Genomic DNA, 16199 nt, shown 5'->3' with positions numbered 1-16199 from the left:
TTGCCAACAACGCGATTAGACGTGAGCATTAAACCGTTCAATGATCTTCGCCATTGCTTCGTCACCGGAAAGGTTCCAGAGCGACTGGTTCATAATTTCGACTTCAATCGGTCCCCTATAACCTGCTTGTTCTACTAACCGGCGCATGTTCTTTAAGTCGATCACACCATCGCCCATAAGGGACCTGCCTTTAAACATGTCTGTAATAGGAACGTTCCAGTCGGAAACATGGAACCCAAGTATATGGTGGCCTGCCCGTTCGATTTGTTGATCTAGCTCTGGGTCCCACCAAACGTGGAACGCATCAACGATTACACCGACTTGCTTTGTGCCAATCGTTTCAGCTACATCATTGGCTTGCCTTAGTGTATTTATGACAGAACGGTCGGCCGCGTACATCGGATGGAGAGGCTCGATTCCGAGTTGAATGCCGCATTCTTCTGCATAGGGAACAATCGCCTCAATCCCTGCTTGTACATGCTTTCTTGCTTCCACTAAATCTTTGCCGGCAGCTGGTCCACATACAAGTACAAGCACGTTCGCGCCAAGTTCGGCGGCTTCGTCGATGGCACGCCGATTGTCTTCAATTCGCTGGAGCCGCTCTTGTTGGCTAGCAGCAGGAAACATGCCGCCGCGGCATAAGCTGGAAAGGGAAAGACCGGCATCACGAATATGCTCTTTCGCTTCCTTTAAGCCGTACTCATGCAGTTTATGGCGCCAAACAGCCAGCCAGCCCACCCCGTGGCGAGCGCAGCCTTCAATCGCTTCTGGCAACGTCCATTGTTCAGTCGTAATCTGGTTTAAGCTGAACCGCTCGATTCCTGCAGCACCGCTCATAGACGCACCTCCTGGCCAATACCAGCTGCTTCAAGCGTTAGCACCATCCGAGCAATCGCTCTCTCAGGCTCAACGAGCAAGCCTGCTTGGTCGGCTAACATAAATAGCTTTGCTAAATGAACAGCTGACCTTGCTCCTTCGGTACCGCCAATCATTCTGAAATGGTTTTGGTGCCCATTTAAGTAGGCCATAAAGACAATGCCTGTTTTGTATGCGTAGGTCGGCGCTTCAAAAATATGGCGGGCAAGTGGGACAGTTGGCGCCAAGACCTGGTTATATGTTTCGAGATCGCCGCGGTCAAGCGCTTGGAAAGCTTCAGCGGCTGCCGGCGCAATCGCGTCAAAAATGCCTAATAGCGCATCGCTATAAAAGCCGTTTTCCCCAGCAATCAGTTCAGGATAATGAAAATCATCGCCTGTATACATCCTCACCTGTTTAGGAAGCAGGCTGCGCATAGCCACTTCTTTGTTTTTATCGAGAAGCGATAGCTTAATCCCATCTATTTTGTGCTGGTGTTCATGAATAATCTCCAAACAAACATCCATCGCCCCGTCAATGGATGGGTCTCCCCAATAACCGGCTAGATTTGGATCAAACATGTCGCCAAGCCAATGGAGAATCACCGGTTCCTTTGCTTGGCGAAGCAGGCGGCTATACACGTTCCGATAATCATCTCGTGACCGTGCTGTTTTCGTAAGGGCACGGCTTGCCATGAGAATCACACGACTTCCTTGTGCTTCCACAAATTCCATTTGCTCTTCATAAGCGGAAATAATCGCATCAAGCCCATAAGCCTCTTTGTCATTCAAGTGATCCGTCCCCACACCTGAAGCGATTTCACCGCCGACTGCTTTTGCTTCTTTTGCCGAGTAGGCAATCAACTGTTTGGCTGCTTCCCATGTTAAGCCCATCCCTCTTTGCGCTGTATCCATTGCTTCAGCGACACCGAAGCCGAGTTTCCATAGATGGTGGCGGTAAGAAAGGGTCGCTTCCCAGTCAACTTTGCCGCCCAGTACTGGCGGTACAGGCGATAACGGATCGGCGACGACGTGGGCCGCTGAGTAGGCACGCCGTGCTGAAAAAGCAGCCGTTTCTAGGCATGTAGGCTCGGTATTCTGGAGTGTATAGACCATTTTGTTCCTGTCTGCAGTTGGCAATGTAATTGTGTAAGCCATTTTTATTGCCTCCCTTAAATATGCTTTTCCGGAACAGTTGCCGTCAGTTTAGGCACGTCGACCCATTTCCGCTCACGCCATGCTTGTAAACCTAAGTCTGATAACTGTGTCCCTTTGGCTCCTTCAAGCAAGTCCCAAGGAAATGGACTGTCTGTATGAACATGTTTCAAAAACAGTTCCCACTGCGCTTTAAAGCCATTCTCGTAAGGCTCATTGTCTGGCACTTGCTGCCAGAGTTCCTGGAAGGCGATCGGGTTTGGTATATCTGGATTCCACGTCGGCCGAGGGGTCATCACCCGGTGTTGGATTTTGCAATCCCGTAATCCAGCGACTGCACTGCCAAATTTTCCGTCAACATGGATCGTCAATAAATCATCACGGTCGACACGCGTCACCCACGAGGAATTTGCTTGGACAACAATCCCATTTTCCAATTCAAAAATCGCATAGGCCGCGTCATCGGCTGTCGCCTTGTATAGTTGACCGCCCTCATCCACGCGTTTACTAATATGAGTCGCTCCTAGGCAAGAAAGAGATCGAATCTCGCCAAACAAGTTGTCGATCACATAACGCCAATGCGCAAACATATCGACAATAATGCCGCCGCCATCTTCTTCTCGATAATTCCAGCTTGGCCGCTGCCCTTCCTGCCAATCGCCTTCAAATACCCAATAACCAAAATCAAGCTTCACCGAATAAATGTCACCAAAAAAATGGCTGTCAATCAATCGTTTTAGCTTTAACAAACCAGGCAAAAACAGTTTATCTTGGACAACGCCGTTTTTCACTCCTGCTTTATTGGCGAGTTCGGCTAATTCAAGCGCTTCGTCTAAGCTTGTCGCCGTTGGTTTTTCGCAATAAATATGCTTGCCTGCTGAAATCGCTTGCTTAATTGCGGCGGCGCGGCGGCTCGTTGTTTGTGCATCAAAATAGATGACATTGTATTCGTCTGCCAGCGCCTGTTCTAAGTCCGTTTCGATCCGACTTAGCCCGTATTTGCGCCCAAGCGCCTCTAATTTTGCCTCGTTTCTTCCTACTAACACCGGGTCAGGCATGAGCGTCTCCCCATTAGGAAGCGCAACACCTCCTTGGTCACGGATTGCTAAAATCGACCGGATTAAATGCTGGTTTGTGCCCATTCTCCCCGTGACGCCATTCATAATAATGCCAATTGGATGCGTAGCCATTCTTATATGCCCCTCTCATCTAAGATCGCTTCTAGTTTAATGAAAGCACCAGACTGTAGAAAAACACTCGTTGCTCACCTCGGCTGACAAGCGTTTTCTTTCAGTCAGGATGATTTTTGTCGACTTTATCGACTAACTCTTGCTTTCAGTTTAGTGAAAGCGCATCCAAGTCGTCTTATCACTCCCCGTTTTTCGTTCTCAGTTTCCGAACTAAATCAGCTATGGTCATTAGGGGCCTAAGCGACTTTTTGGCTATTATTCTGAAACATTGCGATGATGATACTGGCTTAATTGAGTATGCTTATAGACTAGCGGACTAACACCAACTTGCTTTTTAAAAACACGATAAAAGGTAGGCAACGATTCAAAGCCAACTTCGAAACAAATCGAAACCATATCAAGGTCGGTTTCTAATAGTAATTTCTTTACGCGGTTTAAACGGACTTCGGTTAAATAGCGCATCGGCGTCGTTTCGTATGCGTCTTTAAAGATTTGCTGCATATAGCGGGAGCTTACCCCCATTTTGGCAGCTAATTCTTCAGCGCGGCTTAACTGGTAGTAATTATTTTCTATATACTCTTTAAGGGCAGCCGCACGCCACTCATTTGTGTTTTGGTAGGTAAATCCTTTTTTCGTCCGCTTTAATAGCAGCAACAACTCTCCCAGCAAAAGCGACAAGCCGATTTTTTCGCTGTCCCTATATTGGAGTTGTTCGTAAAGCATACGCCTTAGCAATTGGCGGACTTCACTCCCTTTAAACAAATTGAGGCGGAGCACTTCTGAACGGGCAAACACATCAGCTATAAGCGTGTGCCTGTACTCCACAGGCAGTTGCTTTTCATCAAACTCTAGCACGAGCATCGTCATTTTTGATTGTGCGACAATTGAGTGGTGTGTCAAAGGGCGAATGATGAGCAAATTGTCAGAAGCGAGCGCATGCTTTTGTTTCCCTAACTCGCACTCCCCTTTTCCGTCGAGGACATAGAGAAGCTGGTGTGTATAATGAAAATGGCTATGAATGAAATTTTTCTCTTTATGCTTATTTTCATATAAATAAACCGCTTCCTTTGGCTTTGTTTTTCCAGTCCTCACAGAGCTCAACTCCTTTCCTAAACGTTTTAAAAGGGCGATTCACTCTTGTGTCATGTTACTCGTACATTTTCGATTTTGCTGCCTTTAATCCTTTTTTTGACTCAATCCCTTTCTATGTCCTAGGTTAAGCGCTTTTTCCATAACGTTCATGTTGGATTGCTTCCAATGACCGGTTTCTCGTCTCAGGTGCCATGATAACGCCAATGACTAGGCTAATGATCAAGAAAGCAATCATCATCATTCCCGATGGTTGAAAGCCAATTTTCGAAATCATTGCCGGAACGACAAGAGAAATCAACCCTACACCAATCCGTACGATGCAAAACATCAACCCTTGGGCTTGGGCGCGGTATTTTGTATGGAACAATTCGCTAGCAAACAACGCGTAGAACGCTTGGGCACCGAACCCTGCAGCCAAACCCCAAATTGTTACAAACAAGACTAGTTCTGTCATGCCCATACCGCCAAAAGTCAGAATGAACCAAGCAATGATGCCCAAAACTCCTCCCGTTCCAAACAAAAGCTTACGGTTCACTTTATCGCCAAGCTTAATAAACACAGCATAAGTAGCTATCACCGTGAACGTCCAAAGCACCCCTTGCAGCAAATTGGCTTGTGCTGCTGACAAGCCGCCTACCGTTTCATAAATATAGGGCATAAAATATCCCATTGTGCCAGCGACAAGGTTCCAGAAAAAGTAGATACCGATGAGAAAGACAAGCGCTTTCAAATTTGCTTTCACCGTAAACAAATCTTTTAACGAGCCCTTCACAGCAGCCTGGCCTGATTGATTCAGCCGTGCTTTTTCTTGCTCTTTTTCCCATATTTGCGATTCATTGATTTGCTGTTGCAATACCCAAGTGATGATCGCCACTACAAACAATTGCGCAAAAATCAAACGGCTGCCTAGCAAACCAAGGGGAGCGAGCGCTACCGACAAAAAAAGCGTAATAGCAGGCCCAATCGACCAAGCAAACTGGGACCAACCGACTCTGGCAGCCCGTTCACTTGGCGGCGCCTCTTCGGCAATATACGTCCAAGCTGCTGGAATTAACGCGCCAACAGCAATGCCAACGATGACATAGCCAGCAAGCAGCATAGGAAAGGAAAAAGCAAAGACAATGAGAAGCATGCCTACCATATATAGCAACAAATCATATTTGTAAATAAATTTCCTGCCATAGCGGTCGACTAAAGCACCACCAATTAGGGCACCGATTGCTGCTCCAAAGCCATTAGCACTCAAGGCGCCTAGCAGCCCTACCCACATGTCGGTCAACTGCAAATACTCGACCCATAATGTTAGCCCACCAGCGCCAGCAACAATAGCGCCTGCTTCTAAATAATTGGACATCGCTACCGTAATCGTTGCTTTCATTCCCTTCTTTTGCAGCGCCACAACAACCACCCCTTTATGCTAAATAAAACACTTCTTTTAAATCATGGGAAACTGGACTTAAATCATCATTTGTCTCCATTAGCGGCGCCATATACGCCCACCATTTTTGGCATATCTCCGTTTTTGCAACTTTGGCATAAGTTGCTTCGTCCTCAAGCAGCAAGTAGGCAAACAACTGGCCAGTCTCCTCTAACAGAAAAATCGAATAATGATGGACACCATGGGCTTTTAACATTTCCGCCATTTCAGGCCAAAGCTTGTCGTGGCGTTGTTTGTATTCATCATACTTATCTTTGTACACCTTCATTACCGTAGCTTTGCGAATCATGCTCGTTCACTCCTTTTCCTTTCATCGTCTTTTCATACAAATTTCCTCCCCGCCTTTTTAGCGGAGAGGAAACCACCCTTATCTTGGAAAGGCTGCTGGTACGCCGCCGTCTACAGTCAACATGCAGCCCGTCGTTTTTTCTGACTTGGACGAAGCGAAAAATAAAACAGCCTCCGCAATATCTGCCGGAAAAATATGGACGCCAAGCGTTGTCCGTTTTTTGTAATGGTCTTCAAGTTCATCAGCTGCAATTCCGTAAGCAGCTGCTCTTTCCTCGCGCCAAGCCGAATCCCAAATAGCCGAACCTTGCAGGACGGCGTCAGGGAGAACCGTGTTAACGCGAATTCCGTAGGCGCCCCCTTCAGCTGCAATACAGCGTGCGAGATGGGCTTCCATCGCTTTGGCAGCGCTGTAGGCTGATGCGTTTTTCCCTGCGTAAACCGAATTTTTCGAGCCGATAAACACCATGCTCCCGCCTGTCCCTTGCTCTTTCATTTGCGCAAACGCTTGGCGGGCGACGAGAAAGTAGCCTGTCGCGAGCACATCGAGATTGAGTTGCCATTCCTGTAAAGTCGTCTCATCAAAAGGGCTTGATGTGGCAAGGCCAGCATTGTTGACGAGAATATCAACGCCCCCGTATGTCCGCGCCACGTCGGCAAAAGCTTGCGCGACTGCTTGTTCATCTGTGACATCCATTTTTAGCGCAAGCGCCCGGCCAGCACTGAATTGCCCATTTATTTCTGTCGCTACTTCTTCTGCCCTTTCAAGATTGAGGTCAGCCAACACGACATGTGCGCCTTGAGCAGCGAATTGCCGGGATGTTTCGCTGCCGATGCCCCCTGCTCCCCCTGTCACAAACGCCACTTTCCGCGAAAACGTTGCTTCTTTTGGCGCAAGCGATAGTTTGTAAAGCTCCAATGGCCAATATTCGATTTCATACGATTCGGCTTCATTCAGTGAAACAAAGGAGCCTAACGCACTCGTTCCACGCATGACAGCGATCGCTCGTTCGTAAAGAGCGCGGCTCACTTTTGCGTTTTCAATCGCTTTGCCGCTGCTAATCAGGCCGACGCCTGGGATGAGCAACACACGCGGCGACGGTTCAAACATCTTGTCGCCCTCACGACAATTGCGCTCAAAATAGCGAATGTACTCCTCTTTGTATGCGGCTATTCCTTTAAGCACCGCTTGCTTCAATCCTTCTTCGTCACTTGCCTCAGGCACCCAATCGATAAACAAAGGCAATCGCTTTGTATGGACAAGATGGTCAGGGCAGGCAGCGCCAATTTGCGATAACTCCTTTGCCTCTTTGCTGTTGACAAATTCAAGGATAGGGTCGCTATCATCGTAGGTCACAATCATGTTCCGCCCATTATGGGCCACTGCCCCCCGTAGCGCCGGCATGATGTTGGCCAGCAATGCTTCGCGCTCTTCTTTTTTCAGCCCTGCTGTTGCTGCTCCGCCAAAAGGTGCGTTTTTGCCTCGCTTTTTCTCGATAAATTGCTCCGCTTCATTAATCACGGAAATCGTGCGGTCATAACTTTCTTTTGCTGTTTCTCCCCAGACGACAAGACCATGTTTTTCCATTAGTACAAGCTCCGCTTTCGGGTTCGCGTCTACTTGTTCTGCAATCATTTTTGACAGTGTAAAGCCAGGGCGAATGTAAGGCACCCATACAAAGCGGTCACCGAATAGCTCTTCGGCCAGCTCGCGGCCATTTTCAGCACAACATAGGCTAATGATTGCGTCTGGGTGAGTGTGGTCGACATGCTTAAATGGCAAAAAGGCATGAAGCAGCGTTTCAATCGACGGGCGCGGGTGGTGAGGGTCGATTAGGCAATGCCCCAAATAAGCGACCATCTCCTCATCTGTCATTGCTTCCCGTTCTTTCAGGGGCAAGACATCATCAAGCCGCAAGCCCGTAAAGTTGTTCGCCCCCATTGTGGCCAGATCTGAGCCGCTGCCTTTAACCCACATAACGTTGACTTCATTGCCGCGAAAGTCGATCTCGGTTGTTTTCATCGACGTATTGCCGCCGCCCCAATTGCAGACAGCGCGGTCGGCGCCAATTAAATTGGAGCGGTACACCAACTCATCAAGGCCTTGATACAATTTGCTTGCTTCTTCCTCATTCCAAAGATGTTGTACCATGACGATCCCTCTTTCTAGTAAATTAGCATTGCCTCGCTTTTTCACCTTCACGCTTCAGTTGGACTTTCTGTTCGTATTCCTTGACGACATCTAGCCACTCCGTTTCTGTCGGCACTCCTTGGCGTTTGCAATACTCATCCCACATGTCGCCAAATGGATACGTTTTTAGCTGTTCTTGCATGGCTAAGCGCGATGTGAAATCGCCTTCATCTTGCAGCTGCTTTAAATGGCGATGGGGCATTAGGGCTGCATGCAACAGCGCCTTTGCCATATTGCGCGTGCCAATGGCCCAGGCAGCGACACGATTAATGCTTGCATCAAAAAAATCAAGGCCAATATGGATGTTGCCAAGAGCATCGTTGCGGACTATTTCAATCGCAATTTCTCGGAGCTCATCATCAAAGGTGACTACATGGTCGCTATCCCAGCGGACAGGACGGGAAACGTGCAATGCCAATTGATCGTGAAATAGTAACATCGCCGACAGTTTGTTAGAAACGACTTCCGTTGGATGGAAATGACCGGTATCAAGCAAATAGAGCTTGTTGTTTTGGTTGGCATAGTTTAAATAGAATTCGTGTGACCCGACAACGTACGCTTCTGAACCGATGCCAAACAATTTGCTTTCGACGGTATCAAGAACAAGCATTGGGTCGTATTCGTCTGCATAAATCGCATCTAAAGACTCTTTTAAACGCTTCCGTGGCGTTAGCCGATCACTAGGCGTATCTTTATAACCGTCTGGCACCCAAATGTTTACTAGCGATGGCGTCCCCAATTGTTCCCCAAAATAGGCAGCAATTTTCCGGCATGCTTTACAATGGTTAATCCAGAACGTTCGGATTTCCTCATCTGGATGGGCAAGCGTCAGTCCATCAGCGGCCTTAGGATGGCTGAACACCGTTGGGTTGAAATCGAGGCCAATGCCTAATGATTTTGCCCATTTAACCCACTTTTCGAAATGCTCAGGCTTCAATTGGTCGCGGTCAATTGGCACGCCATCGGTTTCCGCATACATAGCGTGGAGATTGACGCGGTGCTTTCCAGGAATTAAACTTAGCGCTTTTTGCAAATCACGCCTCAGCTCTTCACCGTTCCGCGCTCTGCCGGGATAATTCCCCGTTACATCAATGCCTCCAGACAACTCGTTCGCAATCACTTCTGTTCCATGAAGGTCATCTCCTTGCCAACAGTGGACGGAAATGGGCACTTGTTTTACTTTCGCAAATGCTGCCTCGACATCTATGCCTAATTGTTCATATTGCACTTTAGCGCTTTCAAATCGACTCGTCATGTGCCATTCACTCCTTTGCGGTAGATAGTAAGTGACAGGAAACGCTGTCCGTACTAGTGCACGACCTTCCTCTATGCGAGAAAGTTCTCCGCCTGCAATCGCTTGTACGAGCAGATTGCCAACAGCAGTTGCCTCAGTTGGACCAGCGATCACCGTTTTGTTGGTCCGGTTTGCTAAACGTTGGTTAATCTCCTCGTTTAGCGCTCCGCCGCCAATAATATGGATTTGCTCATACGTCTTTCCTGAAATAGCTTCAATCTCGGTTACAGCTTTGTCATAACTAGCAATCAGACTATCATAAATACACTTAGCCAAATCGCCGGGCGATTCAGGAACAGCAAGCCCTTTTTCGCGGCAAGCTTGTTGAATTTCCTCGATCATGTTTTCTGGCTTTAGAAAACGATGTTGATCGACATCAATTTCCCCGGTATACGTTGACCCACTGGCTGCTTGCGCCAGTTGAGAAAAGCTCCAATGCCCAGGGAGCAGCCTTTGTACTTCTTGGATCATCCATAAGCCCATGATGTTTTTTAAAAAGCGAACACGGGAGCCGACGCCGCCTTCGTTCGTAAAATTGGCAGCCATCGCCTGTTGGCTACATATCGGCGTGCGGTTTTCAATACCGATAAGCGACCACGTACCTGAGCTGATGTAAACCGATGTTTGTTTTTCTGGGAGCGCCGCAATCGCCGAAGCAGTGTCATGGGTAGCAGGCACAATGACTTCGAGTTGGACGCCCAGTTCTTTTTCCATGCTTTCTGTTATAGAACCGATCTTTGTGCCAGGTTGCTGCAATGGCTGAAACATTCCACAAGGCAAGCCGAGCTCTTTCAGTAGTTGTCTATCCCAATCCTTTGTATTGACATTTACTAACTGAGTTGTCGTTGCGTTCGTATACTCGTTGACTTTGACACCTGTCAGCAAGAAATGAAAATAATCGGGCACCATTAGAAATGCATGTGCTTGCTCAAGCAACTCCGGGTTTTGTTTTTTTAATGCCAACAGTTGGTAAAGAGTGTTGAAAGGCTGAAAAGCAATACCCGTCCGTTCGTATAATGCCTTTTTTCCGTACGTCTCGATCACATCTTCCATCACGCCGTTTGTTCGTGGGTCACGGTAGGAGACAGCTTCAGTTAACCGCTCGCCTTTTTCATCGAGAAGGACAAAATCTACCGCCCATGTATTCATGCCAATGCTAACCGGCTGCAAGCCAGATTGAACTGCCACTCGAATGCCTTGCTTGATTTCACAAAACAAGTAGTCAACGTCCCAACAATAATGGCCGCCCATCAACTGAGCCTGATTATCAAACCGATAGACCTCTTGTAAATCGATGCCGGTCTCGCTTATTTTGCCAGCCATCACCCTGCCGCTTGAGGCGCCGATATCAACGGCCAGCCGATATTCCCCCAATTTTTCTCCCCCTTTCTCGCTATAGAACGATTACTTGTATCTTACGTGTTTGTCATGGAAGCCACTATAGCGTCATTCACCAAAATACTGTCGTTATTTGCAAATATACGAATCAATTAGACTGATAGAAAACGCTTGTCAGATGGAGAGTGCTGGTAAGGAAAGATGGGACTAGCACAGAGGGTTCTTGAGCAGGTGACCGAGACAAACGACGACAGATGCGAGCGCTTGTCTACAGTCTAACGCATCGCTGAGGCGGCGAAGATCGATGTTTTTTTCGATAAACGAGCGGAGTTGTATGAAAATGCTTCTTAAAAATTTGATAAAAATAGCTGAAGTTGTCATAGCCAATTTCTTGCGCAATAACCGATACAGGCACATCCGATTGAACGAGCAACTCCTTTGCTATGTCCAATCTCCTTTCTTGTAACAGCGCTTTAAACGTTTTCCCAGTCTGCTTTTTGATGACTTTGCTGAGCAAGTAATGGGGCTGGTTCAGCCGTTCAGCTAGCTCATATAGAGAAGCATGTTTGTACTGTTCGTCGATATAAGCAAACGTTTGCCGAATCCATTGGTTGTGCAGAGAAGGCTTTGGTCTGCCATCTAATGTATTCGCTTTCTTTGCTAACTCAATCATGAGCATGCCGACATACAACTTAATAGACGCTTGCGAGTAAGCGTCTGGCTCCATCATTTCCTCAACCATTTTCCTCAGCAGTTGTTGCACAGACTCTTCTTTTGCACATTTAAAATAGAGGAACTGGCCAAACGGTTCGCCACCATGAATGCTGTCGATAAGGAATGAATAAAAGGGCCCTTCCACATTTAAAAAAGAGAAAATATAATTAAAAAAAGACGGCTGAATAATAAAATTAATGATAATATCTTCTGTACCGCATGCCTCTATCTGGTGTTCAATATGCTGGTTCAACACAACCAGCTCCCCTTTTTGCAATTCGACCGCACGATCGCCAATCGTTTGCTTTAAACTGCCGTTATAGACATAATTCATTTCAATGTAGTCATGTTTGTGTGGAGGAAAATCAATAAAGCGCGTATGCTTGCGGATCATGATTTCTGCCCCTGGGGCCAGAAACTTATTGGCTTCGATAATAAATTGTTGCTTTGACGTATAACGTGCTTTCATCACACGCCGATATTCAAGAATGTCTTTTTCTTCCTCTGTAAGCGGCAACATTTTTTCAAGCAATCCCACCGTTGGTCCCCCTTTTTTCATCTTGCTTGTCTATCTAGGCTCTAAAGTTATCGACTACTATCTACTGGTCTTGCATCGATAACATGGTTTGTTCTTCGGTACGTACGCTTAGCGCCACCTGTTCAATCATGCCACTATAGCTTTTGCTGTCATAGTAAGTATGTGCAAACAATTCATCTTGGCAAGGGGGGCAAAGTTGTTGAAAATCGAGCGTTTTTTGTCCATTTGACTCGCCCTTTTTTAATCAAATTCAACAAAGAAAAAGGAAAATCCTTCTTTTACTGGATATGAACCCAAACGCCAACATGAATATATATTCGTTTTCTACAATTAAACTATTGATAAATGCAAGCACAACGTTTAATATAATAAGAATTAATGAATTTTTATACAAAAATCCTATGCAACAGGAGCATGACAGATGATGAACAAAAAAGGAATGACTACTACTGACTTCTTTGGACTGGCATTCGGTAGCATGATCGGCATCGGTTGGGTGATATCCGTTCCCCAATGGATGGCCTCGGCTGGGAGCTTAGGCGCCATTATTGCCTTAGCGGCGACAATACTGCTTATTATTCCAATTGGCTTTGTTTATGGAGAGCTTACGTCCAGTCTAAAATTAAGCGGAGGCGAATTTGCCTATACCCATTATGCACTTGGCAAATGGCCAGCATTTATTTGTGGATGGTTTCTTATTTTAGGCTATCTCATTATCTTGCCATGGGTTGCGATTTCCGTGCCGCTCTTGTTCGCTTACGCTTTTCCGTTATTAAACTCGTATCCACTTTATACGCTAATGGGACAAGTCGTCTATTTACCCCATATTCTGCTCAGTTTGGCGATGATCTTCGGTCTATCCTGGTTAAACTTTCGCGGCGCTAAATTGTCAGTACGCTTTCAAACGATTGCTACAGCGATGATGCTCGTCACATTCCTTGCTTTTTTAGGCGGCGGCTTTTTCCTAGGCGATCCTCAGAATGCAGCACCTTTGTTGCAGACAGAAAATGGGCATGCGTTTAGCGGCATCATTTTAGCGATCTCTTCGATTCTATTTTTTATGAATGGCTTTGATACTGTTTCAAAAACAGTTGACGAAGCTGAAGCAAGCATTAACTATAAAAACTTAGGCAAAGTCACCATTGGGACAATTCTTTTAGGCGGTGTACTGTATATGGTTATTGTCCTTGCTTCTGCCTTTTTAATGCCTGCATCTGAAATGGGGGAGATGGGGGCGCTTCCTCTTATCCATGCGTTAGAAGCGCGCTCAGGTTCAACCTTGTTGCCACTAATTGTCGTATTTGGTGTGCTCCTTGGCGTCATAACTACATTCAATGGCTTTTTACTAGCTGGCAGCCGTCTGATTCAATCGTTTGCGGCTCGCGGTTTTATTCCTAAAGGATTTGCGGCAGAGCATACTCGTTATAAAACGCCTTACAAGACGGTGTGGGCGATGGCGGCCTTTTCTATTGTCGGAACCTTTTTTGGCAGCGGCGCGCTACTCCCCCTCGTTATAATGGGAGGGATCGCTTTTTTAATTGCATGGTTTTGTATGGCATGTGCAGCTGTCAACATTCGCCTCAAACAGCCACATTTACAAAAGCCATATAAAATGCCAGGGGGCATCTACATGGCTTACGCTGCTACACTATTTTCAGCAATCTTGCTTGCGGCGATGCTAATTCCTGGAACGCCGATTTCGATGGGCATGACGGAGTATATCCTCTTTTTCATCTGGCTCGCAGCTGGAGCGATCCTTTATGTTTGCTACACACGCCGAAGTGTTCCAAACAAGGTAGAAATTACACAACTAGAAGACAAAGGAGTGCATCAAGCATGAAGCCATATTCTACTTTTGGCATTGTCGGTTTCCCTTGGGATGGAGGGGCCTCCCTGGGGCGGCCAGGATCACGGTTTGCTCCAGAAAAAATACGGGAAGCCTTTGCCTGGTTTGCCAATCGCATTGAAAACAACCGAGTGTACAATGTAGAAAAGCGAAAAACGTTCACATTGCCGAAAAATGCGTTAACCGATTATGGCAATATCGAAATTGCCGCCTATAGCACAGACCAAACGTTTGCACATGCAGAAGCAAAACTGAAAGCAGTGCTTGCTGAAAATGCCTTTCCCTTTGTGCTAGGAGGCGACCACTCGATTTCCTACCCGCTCATTAAAGCGCTGCACGACCAGAACCCTGGAAAGCGGATAGGCATTATCCAGTTTGATGCCCATCTTGACCTCGTTGACGAATCCCCTGTCCAAGGGAGGTATTCACAAAGCAGTCAAATGCGCAGAGCAATTGAGCTTGAACATGTTTCTGCTAAAGACATTGTCCAAGTAGGGGTACGCAGTTATAATTACCCTTGGTACGCCAGCTATTTAAAAGACATCGGCATCCACCAAATTACCGCACAGGAAGTTCACCAGTCTGATCCACTGGCCATTGCCGAACAGATTAAAGCCGTAATGGAAAACGTCGATCTCGTTTATTTAACATATGATATGGATGTTCTCGATCCGGCATACGCACCAGGAGTCGGCGCCAACGAACCAGGCGGGTTGACGCCGGTTCAAAGTTTCGCGATCTTAGATGCGTTGTACCCCCTTGTTGATGCGTTTGATATAGCAGAAGTCAATCCTCTTTATGACCATCAAGACATCACAACTGCTATGGCGGCGCGCATTATGTTTGATTGTTTTGTCACTAGGATGGAATGTGGAAAAAACGGTCAAACATAAGCAACAACAGCGATTTAAACAAGACATGTTTAAATCGCTGTTGTTTTTATACAAACAAACTAATTAAATTCCCATCTGGATCTTGGACAATCGCATAACGTTGGCCCCAAAAGGCATCCCATGGCTCTTTATAGCCAACGTAGCCTTTGTCGACAATCTTCTCATAAAGCTGGTCCAGCGCTTCCCTGCTCTCACAACGAAAGGCCAGTTCAACCCGGTGCCCCGTTGGTTCTTCCCAGTTTCCGTAAATTTCTTTTGCCATTTCAAGTTTATCAAACGCCAGGCGTACCCCTTCCTGGTCAATTTCAACGTGCATGTCGTCATTGTGCGTGTCCGCTATTTGAAAGCCAAGCACCCGGTAGAAATCAAGTGCTTCTCTCATATTGGCAACCACAATTCCAACCATATCTAATTTTATCGTCATAACAAATGACTCCTTTCAATAGGCTATAATGCCATTATTGCCTATTATCCCAATCGGGGCTTGAAAAAAACGGACAACCTTTAGCCACTTTTTGATTGACACGCGATTTGTGCCATTACTGTCTGCGGAGCCAATCCGTAAAAACGCTTAAATTGCTTCGACAAATGGGCATGGTCGGCATAGCCGTAGAATAGAGCCAAATCGGCAAGCCGTGCATGGGCGTTTTGCTGCAAGCCTGCTAACAAACTTTGAAACTGGACGACTTCCATTACTTCTTTCGGCGAAACGCCGAGCTCATGGGCAAACGTACGGCGCACAGTCCGCTCGCTGTAATGTTCCATTTTTGCAAGTTTATGGACAGAAAGCATGCCTTTGTTCGCAAAAATATGAGCCATGCAGCGCTCAAACAAACGTTCCGGCCGATACGCTTTATCTAGCTTTTTTCGTAAAACCGCCTCGACGACCGCAATTCTCTCCTTCATATCACGAGCCTGCGCAATGGTCTCGACGATTTCAAAAGCTGGATTTCCCCATACTAGCTCCAGTTCAATGCCTCCATCCCCAAAGTCAGCAGGGTGGTGGTGCAATAATGTATGGACCGAATCAGAAAAGAAGCGGATTCCGAAAGAAAAGGTTGGCTCTGCCAATGGCAAAACTTCGAATTGGTTCATAAAACCAGCCACAAATGCCTGTGCGCTGTTGTCATCGATCGTAACAATTAAATCGACGCATCCATCTGGAAGAATACGATGGTATCGCGCTTTCCCTCCTTGAAACGAGCTCGTCCAATAACAGGCAACATAGGCGGATAAATCACAGCTTGGCGCATACTCAGTATATTGGTAGCTATCATCGCTATCTTGCTGCAACAATGGCGCCTGAACAGGACGAAACAAGCGCATACACCGATCCCTCTCTTCTTACGTACATGTAGTCTACTTCTT

The 16199-nt window shown here is 46.7% G+C and carries 13 protein-coding genes and 1 pseudogene; 2 read left to right on the top strand and 12 right to left on the bottom strand.

The annotated features are described in order from the left end of the window. Nucleotides 1–15 precede the first annotated feature (15 nt). The 10 genes and pseudogenes from N6H06_RS11485 to N6H06_RS11440 all read right to left on the bottom strand — a co-directional run bounded on the left by N6H06_RS11485 (nucleotide 16) and on the right by N6H06_RS11440 (nucleotide 12092). Nucleotides 16–837, bottom strand: a complete 822-nt coding sequence (locus tag N6H06_RS11485) for a sugar phosphate isomerase/epimerase family protein (RefSeq protein ID WP_062748752.1) — start codon at nucleotides 835–837, stop codon at nucleotides 16–18. Beyond that, complete coding sequence (locus N6H06_RS11480) at nucleotides 834–2012, bottom strand: dihydrodipicolinate synthase family protein (protein ID WP_062748753.1); 1179 nt, start codon at nucleotides 2010–2012, stop codon at nucleotides 834–836. Before N6H06_RS11480 ends, N6H06_RS11485 begins: the two co-directional genes overlap by 4 nt. 14 nt (nucleotides 2013–2026) lie before the next feature. Beyond that, the gene (locus N6H06_RS11475) at nucleotides 2027–3199 is read right to left on the bottom strand and encodes a Gfo/Idh/MocA family protein (protein ID WP_062748755.1); all 1173 of its coding nucleotides are present in this window, start codon (nucleotides 3197–3199) and stop codon (nucleotides 2027–2029) included. A 255-nt stretch (nucleotides 3200–3454) separates the two neighbouring features. Beyond that, the gene (locus N6H06_RS11470) at nucleotides 3455–4291 is read right to left on the bottom strand and encodes a helix-turn-helix transcriptional regulator (protein WP_213029091.1); all 837 of its coding nucleotides are present in this window, start codon (nucleotides 4289–4291) and stop codon (nucleotides 3455–3457) included. Between the two features lie 124 nt (nucleotides 4292–4415). Further along, complete coding sequence (locus N6H06_RS11465) at nucleotides 4416–5669, bottom strand: MFS transporter (protein ID WP_404830352.1); 1254 nt, start codon at nucleotides 5667–5669, stop codon at nucleotides 4416–4418. A gap of 34 nt (nucleotides 5670–5703) precedes the next feature. After that, on the bottom strand, nucleotides 5704–6018 hold the full coding sequence (gene rhaM / locus N6H06_RS11460) for an L-rhamnose mutarotase (RefSeq protein WP_062748759.1): 315 nt from the start codon (nucleotides 6016–6018) through the stop codon (nucleotides 5704–5706). A 78-nt stretch (nucleotides 6019–6096) separates the two neighbouring features. Continuing rightward, nucleotides 6097–8169, bottom strand: coding sequence for a bifunctional aldolase/short-chain dehydrogenase (locus N6H06_RS11455; protein ID WP_263706645.1), 2073 nt, complete (start codon nucleotides 8167–8169; stop codon nucleotides 6097–6099). 22 nt (nucleotides 8170–8191) lie between these two features. After that, nucleotides 8192–9463 (bottom strand): L-rhamnose isomerase, encoded by a 1272-nt coding sequence (gene rhaA / locus N6H06_RS11450; protein WP_263707289.1) that lies wholly within the window; start codon nucleotides 9461–9463, stop codon nucleotides 8192–8194. A gap of 48 nt (nucleotides 9464–9511) precedes the next feature. Continuing rightward, nucleotides 9512–10876, bottom strand: a pseudogene (rhaB, locus tag N6H06_RS11445) (rhamnulokinase); the annotation flags it as partial. A 232-nt stretch (nucleotides 10877–11108) separates the two neighbouring features. After that, nucleotides 11109–12092 carry an AraC family transcriptional regulator gene (locus N6H06_RS11440; RefSeq protein ID WP_263706644.1) on the bottom strand — a complete coding sequence of 328 codons (984 nt, stop codon included), beginning with the start codon at nucleotides 12090–12092 and terminating at the stop codon, nucleotides 11109–11111. Between the two features lie 421 nt (nucleotides 12093–12513). On the opposite strand from N6H06_RS11440, the gene N6H06_RS11435 reads away from it, so the two are divergent. Beyond that, on the top strand, nucleotides 12514–13932 hold the full coding sequence (locus N6H06_RS11435; RefSeq protein ID WP_263706643.1) for an APC family permease: 1419 nt from the start codon (nucleotides 12514–12516) through the stop codon (nucleotides 13930–13932). Next, entirely contained in the window at nucleotides 13929–14831 is a 903-nt protein-coding gene (locus tag N6H06_RS11430; protein ID WP_263706641.1) for an agmatinase family protein, read from the top strand. Before N6H06_RS11435 ends, N6H06_RS11430 begins: the two co-directional genes overlap by 4 nt. Nucleotides 14832–14877: 46 nt before the next feature. Here the strand turns inward: N6H06_RS11430 and N6H06_RS11425 are convergent, their stop codons facing one another. Both N6H06_RS11425 and N6H06_RS11420 read right to left on the bottom strand, forming a co-directional pair. Next, nucleotides 14878–15255, bottom strand: coding sequence for a VOC family protein (locus tag N6H06_RS11425; RefSeq protein WP_062748768.1), 378 nt, complete (start codon nucleotides 15253–15255; stop codon nucleotides 14878–14880). A gap of 80 nt (nucleotides 15256–15335) precedes the next feature. Next, nucleotides 15336–16157 (bottom strand): AraC family transcriptional regulator, encoded by an 822-nt coding sequence (locus N6H06_RS11420; RefSeq protein WP_062748770.1) that lies wholly within the window; start codon nucleotides 16155–16157, stop codon nucleotides 15336–15338. Nucleotides 16158–16199: the final 42 nt, after the last annotated feature.

The organism is Shouchella tritolerans (genome assembly GCF_025770735.1).
In the GTDB taxonomy this organism is placed as follows: Bacteria; Bacillota; Bacilli; order Bacillales; family Bacillaceae_D; genus Shouchella; species Shouchella tritolerans.
The sequence above is the reverse complement of the archived record's forward strand: the minus strand, read 5'-3'. Positions and strand labels throughout refer to the sequence as shown.